The sequence below is a fragment of the Actinoallomurus liliacearum genome (assembly GCF_039542035.1).
In the GTDB taxonomy this organism is placed as follows: Bacteria; Actinomycetota; Actinomycetes; order Streptosporangiales; family Streptosporangiaceae; genus Actinoallomurus; species Actinoallomurus liliacearum.
Window position 1 is genome coordinate 189,643 of record NZ_BAABHJ010000026.1, and the last position, 6,754, is coordinate 196,396.

The 6,754-nt window shown below is 67.8% G+C and carries 4 protein-coding genes; all 4 read left to right on the forward strand.

The features are described 5' to 3' along the window. Window positions 1-91: 91 nt before the first annotated feature. The 4 genes from ABD978_RS31575 to ABD978_RS31590 all read left to right on the forward strand — a co-directional run bounded on the left by ABD978_RS31575 (window position 92) and on the right by ABD978_RS31590 (window position 5,824). Complete coding sequence (locus ABD978_RS31575) at window positions 92-730, forward strand: ATP-dependent Clp protease proteolytic subunit (RefSeq protein WP_345362957.1); 639 nt, start codon at window positions 92-94, stop codon at window positions 728-730. Continuing rightward, on the forward strand, window positions 727-1,413 hold the full coding sequence (locus tag ABD978_RS31580; RefSeq protein WP_345362959.1) for an ATP-dependent Clp protease proteolytic subunit: 687 nt from the start codon (window positions 727-729) through the stop codon (window positions 1,411-1,413). Before ABD978_RS31575 ends, ABD978_RS31580 begins: the two co-directional genes overlap by 4 nt. A gap of 159 nt (window positions 1,414-1,572) precedes the next feature. Further along, window positions 1,573-2,847 carry an ATP-dependent Clp protease ATP-binding subunit ClpX gene (gene clpX / locus ABD978_RS31585; protein WP_345362961.1) on the forward strand — a complete coding sequence of 425 codons (1,275 nt, stop codon included), beginning with the start codon at window positions 1,573-1,575 and terminating at the stop codon, window positions 2,845-2,847. 391 nt (window positions 2,848-3,238) lie between these two features. After that, a complete protein-coding gene (locus tag ABD978_RS31590) occupies window positions 3,239-5,824 on the forward strand; it encodes a valine--tRNA ligase (protein ID WP_345362963.1) in 2,586 nt (861 codons plus the stop codon). The last annotated feature ends 930 nt before the right edge of the window (window positions 5,825-6,754 follow it).

Genomic DNA, 6,754 nt, shown 5'->3' on the forward strand with positions numbered 1-6,754 from the left:
AACAAGCCGCCCCGGCGGCTTAACCCGCCGCTCCAGCGCGTTAATGTCGCAATCAACCGACCACGAACAACGAACCGGAGCAGGTGACGCAGTGACCACGCCTCCGACCTTCGACCGTCCGTCGCGCGTAGACGCGCGTACGGCCGAGGCGCCCCTCCTGCCGCTGGGGGACCAGCTTTATCAGCGGCTGCTGCGCGAGCGCATCATCTTCCTCGGTCAGCAGGTCGACGACGACATCTCCAACCGCATCTGCTCGGAGCTGCTGCTGCTGGCGGCCGAGGACTCCCGGCGGGACATCTACCTCTACATCAACTCGCCGGGCGGCTCCGTGACCGCCGGTATGGCGATCTACGACATGATGCAGTACGTCCCGAACGACGTCGCGACGGTCGGAATGGGCCTGGCCGCCTCGATGGGGCAGTTCCTGCTCTGCGCCGGCACGCCGGGCAAGCGTTACGCCCTGCCGCACGCGCGCATCATGATGCACCAGCCGTCCGGTGGCATCGGGGGCACCGCCGCCGACATCAGGATCCAGGCCGAGCAGATGCTCTACGTGAAGACGACGCTCGCCGAGCGCATCGCCTTCCACACCGGTCAGCCGCTCGAGCAGATCCAGAACGACTCCGACCGCGACCGGTGGTTCACCGCGGAAGAGGCGAAGGACTACGGCTTCATCGACCACGTCGTGCACAACGCCAACCAGGTCGCCTCGGAAGGCGCGGTGTCATGACTTTTGACCCTAGGGGACTGAACACCGTGAACCACGAGATTCGGGCCGGCGTCCAGCCGGTGGAAAGCCGATACATCATCCCGTCCTTCGTCGAGCGCACGACGTACGGCGTCAAGGAGATGAATCCGTACAACAAGCTCTTCGAGGAGCGGATCATCTTCCTGGGCGTGCAGATCGACGACGCCTCGGCCAACGACGTGATGGCTCAGCTGTTCACGCTGGAGTCCATCGACCCCGAGCGCGACATCAGCATCTACATCAACTCGCCCGGTGGCTCGTACACCGCCATGACGGCGATCTACGACACCATGCAGTTCGTCCGGTGCGACATCCAGACGGTCTGCATCGGGCAGGCCGCGTCGGCCGCGGCGGTGCTGCTGGGGGCCGGAACGCCCGGCAAGCGGGCCGCGCTGCCGCACTCGCGGATCCTGATCCACCAGCCCGCCACCGAGGGCGGCTACGGGCAGGCCAGCGACATCGAGATCCAGGCGAACGAGATCCTCCGGATCCGCGAGGAGATGGAGCAGATCCTGGCCAAGCACAGCGGCCAGGACGTGGAGAAGGTCCGCCGGGACATCGAGCGCGACCGTTTCCTCACCGCCGAGGAGGCCAAGGCTTACGGTCTGGTCGATGACATCATCGCCAGCCGCAAGAAGCGCGCTTCCGAGGTAGTGTCGTCATAAGCGGCCTGTGGGTGACGCCCCGGTGTCCGCCAGATTGACCACGCCAGAGGGCTCACTCACGGTCCAGGAGACGGTAACGTCGAGACACAACGTCGAGAGCCTCAGCACGCTCCCTCGCCCCGCTCATAGCGGGTGAGCGGCCCACGAAAAGGAGACAGGGTGGCACGCATCGGCGACGGTGGTGACCTGCTCAAGTGTTCGTTCTGCGGAAAGAGCCAGAAGCAGGTCAAGAAGCTCATCGCGGGTCCGGGCGTGTACATCTGCGACGAGTGCATCGATCTTTGTAACGAGATCATCGAGGAGGAGCTCTCCGAGTCCTCCGATCTCAAGTGGGACAACCTGCCGAAGCCACGGGAGATCTTCGAGTTCCTGGACTCGTACGTGATCGGGCAGGACAAGGCGAAGAAGGCCCTGTCCGTGGCGGTGTACAACCACTACAAGCGGATCCAGTCGGGCAGCGGCGGCAGGGACGAGGGCGTCGAGCTCGCCAAGTCGAACATCCTGCTGCTGGGCCCGACCGGTTCCGGTAAGACGCTCCTCGCGCAGACGCTCGCCAAACTGCTCAACGTTCCGTTCGCCATCGCCGACGCCACCGCCCTGACCGAGGCCGGCTACGTCGGCGAGGACGTCGAGAACATCCTGCTGAAGCTGATCCAGGCCGCCGACTACGACGTCAAGAAGGCCGAGACCGGCATCATCTACATCGACGAGGTGGACAAGGTCGCTCGTAAGAGCGAGAACCCCTCGATCACGCGGGACGTCTCGGGGGAGGGCGTTCAGCAGGCGCTGCTGAAGATCCTGGAGGGGACGACCGCGAGCGTCCCGCCGCAGGGCGGCCGCAAGCACCCGCACCAGGAGTTCATCCAGATCGACACGACCAACGTGCTGTTCATCTGCGGCGGCGCGTTCGCCGGCCTGGAGAAGATCGTCGAGCAGCGAGTCGGCAAGCAGGGCATCGGCTTCAACGCGGTCCTGCGCACCAAGGACGACGGTGACGACACCGCCGACCTGTTCGCCGACGTCATGCCCGAGGACCTCCTGAAGTTCGGCATGATCCCGGAGTTCGTCGGCCGGCTGCCCGTGATCACGAGCGTGCACAACCTCGACCGTGAGGCGCTGATCAGCATCCTCACCGAGCCGCGCAACGCCCTGGTCAAGCAGTACCACCGGCTGTTCGAGCTGGACGGCGTCGACCTGGAGTTCACCGACGACGCCCTCGAGGCCATCGCCGACCAGGCGATCCTGCGCGGCACGGGTGCCCGTGGCCTGCGCGCCATCATGGAGGAGGTCCTGCTCTCCGTGATGTACGAGGTGCCGAGCCGCGCCGACGTCGCCCGGGTCGTCATCACCCGGGAGGCCGTCCTGGAGCACGTCAACCCCACCCTGGTGCCGCGCGAGCGGACCAAGCGCGAGCCGCGCGAGAAGTCGGCCTGACCGCCTCTCCGTCTCCGGAGAGGCGGCCGGCCTCCGACCCGTACCGTACGGCCCGGTCTTGAGGCCGTACGGCTTCGCCCCGAGGTGCCGCCCGATCCGGTGACGGGCGCGGGACTCCTCGATTCACCCCGGCACCGGTGCCGGCGGCCGTCGGTTCTCGGCATGGCCGCGATCAGGCGTTTCCGCCGACGTGGGGGCGAAGCCACGGCGGCTCGCCCGGCGACGCCCGCTCCGGGGTGACCCGACCGTACGTTGCCGCCCGCCCGAGGCCGTCGGCCGCCGCCTGGGAGACCGGGCGCGAGCGCGGCCGGCGGGACGATCGTTACCGAGGGAAAATCCGGATCTGCGGGCCGCGGCCACGGAGCCGCCGGAACATCCCTAAACTTTTCGCGTGACTTCGCGCGCTGACCTGCCGACTCAATACACCCCGGCCGACGTCGAGGGGCGGCTCTACGAACGCTGGATCGACGGCGGCCACTTCACCCCGGACGCCGTACCCGGCAAGCCCCACTTCTCGATCGTCATCCCGCCGCCGAACGTAACGGGTTCGCTGCACGTCGGCCACGCGCTGGACCACTCGATCCAGGACGCGCTCATCCGCTGGCAGCGGATGCGTGGTGTCGCGACGCTGTGGCTGCCGGGCATGGACCACGCCGGCATCGCCACCCAGAACGTCGTCGAGCGGCAACTCGCCCAGGAGGGCCTGTCCCGCCACGACCTCGGCCGCGAGGCCTTCGTCAAGAAGGTCTGGGAGTGGAAGGCCGAGTCCGGCGGCAAGATCCTCGGCCAGATGCGCCGCCTCGGCGACAGCGTCGACTGGACCCGCGAGCGGTTCACGATGGACGAGGGACTGTCCCGGGCCGTCCTCACGATCTTCAAGCGGCTGTACGACGACGGGCTGATCTACCGCGCCGAGCGCATCATCAACTGGTGCCCGCGCTGCCTCACCGCGCTGTCCGACATCGAGGTCGAGCACTCCGACGACGAGGGCGAGCTGGTCTCGATCCGGTACGGCGAGGGCGACGCGTCGATCGTGGTCGCCACCACCCGGGCGGAGACCATGCTCGGCGACACGGCCGTGGCCGTGCACCCCGACGACGAGCGCTACGCCCACCTGGTCGGCACCGAGATCGAGCTGCCGCTGACCGGCCGCCGCATCCCGATCGTCGCGGACGCGCACGTCGACCCGGAGTTCGGCACCGGCGCCGTGAAGGTCACCCCCGCCCACGACCCGAACGACTTCGAGATCGGACGCCGCCACGACCTGCCCGCGATCTCGGTGATGGACGAGCGCGGCGTGATCACGGCGCACGGCCCGTTCCAGGGACTGGACCGGCTCGAGGCGCGCCCGGCCGTCGTCGCGGCACTCCGCGAGCAGGGCCGCATCGTCGCCGAGAAACGCCCGTACGTCCACGCGGTCGGCCACTGCTCGCGCTGCAAGACGATCGTCGAGCCGCGGGTGTCGCTGCAGTGGTTCGTCAAGGTGGCCCCGCTCGCCAAGGCCGCCGGCGACGCCGTCCGCGACGGCCGCGTGCGCATCGCCCCGGAGGAGATGGCGCCCCGCTACTTCGAGTGGGTCGACAACATGCACGACTGGTGCATCAGCCGCCAGCTGTGGTGGGGGCACCGCATTCCGGTCTGGTACGGCCCCGACGGCGAGATGGCGTGCGTCGGCCCCGGCGAGGAGGCACCGGAGGGCTGGACCCAGGACACCGACGTGCTCGACACGTGGTTCTCCTCGGCGCTGTGGCCCTTCTCCACCCTGGGCTGGCCCGACGACACCCCCGAGCTGCGGGCGTTCTACCCGACGTCCGTGCTGGTCACCGGGTACGACATCCTGTTCTTCTGGGTGGCCCGGATGATGATGTTCGGGCTGTACGCCATGGACGGCGTCGAGCCTTTCAAGGTCATCGCGCTGCACGGGATGGTGCGCGACCAGTTCGGCAAGAAGATGTCCAAGTCGTTCGGCAACGTCGTCGACCCGCTGGACTGGATCGACCGGTACGGCGCGGACGCCACCCGCTTCACGCTGCTGCGCGGCGCCAACCCCGGCAGCGACGTCGCGGTCAGCGAGGAGTGGGCCCAGGGCTCCCGCAATTTCTGCAACAAGCTGTGGAACGCCACCCGGTTCGCGCTGCTGAACGGCGCGACGAGCCCGGCGGGCGGCGTCGGCGTGGTCGGCGAGGGGCTGCCCGAGAACCTGACCGTGGCGGACCGCTGGATCGTCTCCCGGCTCTCGTCGGTGGTGGCGGACGTGGAGGCGCACTTCGAGCGGTTCGAGTTCGCCAAGGCGTGCGAGACGCTCTACCACTTCGCGTGGGACGAGTTCTGCGACTGGTACGTCGAGCTGTCCAAGATCCCGGGGATGAGCGCCGACGCCTCCGCGGTCCTGGGGCACGTGCTCGACGTCCTGCTGCGGCTGCTGCACCCGCTGACGCCCTTCGTCACCGAGGAGCTCTGGACGGCGCTGACGGGGGGCGAGACCATCGTCGCGGCGCCCTGGCCGCGGCCGGGCGCCTTCGCCGACCCGGGCGCCGAGGCGGAGATCGTCGGGTTCCAGCGGCTCGTCACCGAGGTCCGCCGGTTCCGCGCCGACCAGGGGCTCAAGCCGGGCCAGCGGGTCGCCGCGTCGCTGGAGGGCATCGACCCGGCGTACGAGGAGGCGGCCCGCACGCTGCTGCGCCTGACGCCCCCGGAGGACGGCTTCAGCCCGACCGCGTCCCTGCCCGTGGACGGCGTGACCGTGCGCCTGGACACGGCCGGTGCCATCGACGTCGCGGCCGAGCGGGCCCGGCTCGAGAAGGACCTCGCCGCCGCCCGCAAGGAGATCGCCCAGGCCGAGGGCAAGCTCGGCAACGAGCAGTTCATGTCCAAGGCCCCGGAGAAGGTCGTCGCCAAGACCCGGAGCCGTCTGGAGCAGGCCCGTGCCGACGTGGCCCGTCTGGAGGCCCAACTGGCGGCCCTGCCGAGCGCCTGACCGCTCTCCGCGGCTCTGGCGCCGTTCGCGCGCCGTCCTGAGGCCGGCTCACCGGACCCCGAGGGTCCGGTGAGCCGGCCTTCGCGGTCTTCGGCCCCTAGCTGGGAATTCCCGGCGGCCGTGGTCCGTTGTAGAGATGGTCGCCCTCATGGGCCGGGTACCGGAGCAACTCCGGCTCGGGCATCCGCGAGGCGGCCGAGGCGGTACGCCCCACGCCGGGGCTGACCCGAAAGGTCGGCCAACAGGGGTGGATCGTCCCCAAGACGTCCGCTGTGGGCTCCTGGGGCCAAAGGTCTTGAAGTTGTTTCAGTGTCTGAGGTTTCCGCTCCGAACCACTGGGGTAGAACGCAAACAGCGAACCTTGACCTGCGGATACGTACGTGCCGGTGGCGGGATTTGACCTTGCTGCCGTAGGCACGTAGAGTTCTTATTGCCCGCAGGGGAGCGGGACGCCGAGAGGCGGCCGGCCCTGCGGAAGACACCCCACGAAAGCTCGTGACAGAGGCATCTCTGGCGCGGGGTAACGTGAGTGTCGATCCGGTCGAGTACGTGACGCCGAATGGCGGCGCGGTCACCGGGAGCCTCCCAGCAGATGATTACCGAAGTCCTCGATTTCGGTGGTTAAATGTTGGGCGGCACCGAGAAGTGATCCCGAGTCGGTCAATTCGACAAAGGAAAACAAATCGGTAAGCTAGAGACAACAGCCCCGAACGGGAAACTGGAAACAGAATTCCAACGGTGTGTGTCCGTTTCTTGAGAACTCAACAGTGTGCTAAAAGCCAGTGCCTTTATGGTCCTCGCTGATCGTGGTCGGCTCTTCGGGGTTGGTCATGGTTGGTTTGGATTTCTTTGGCAAGAATAACTCTTGTCGGGATTGTTTTTCTCTTCAAGGTTTGGCGACTGTCTTCGGATGGTTGTCGTTTGGCCTTA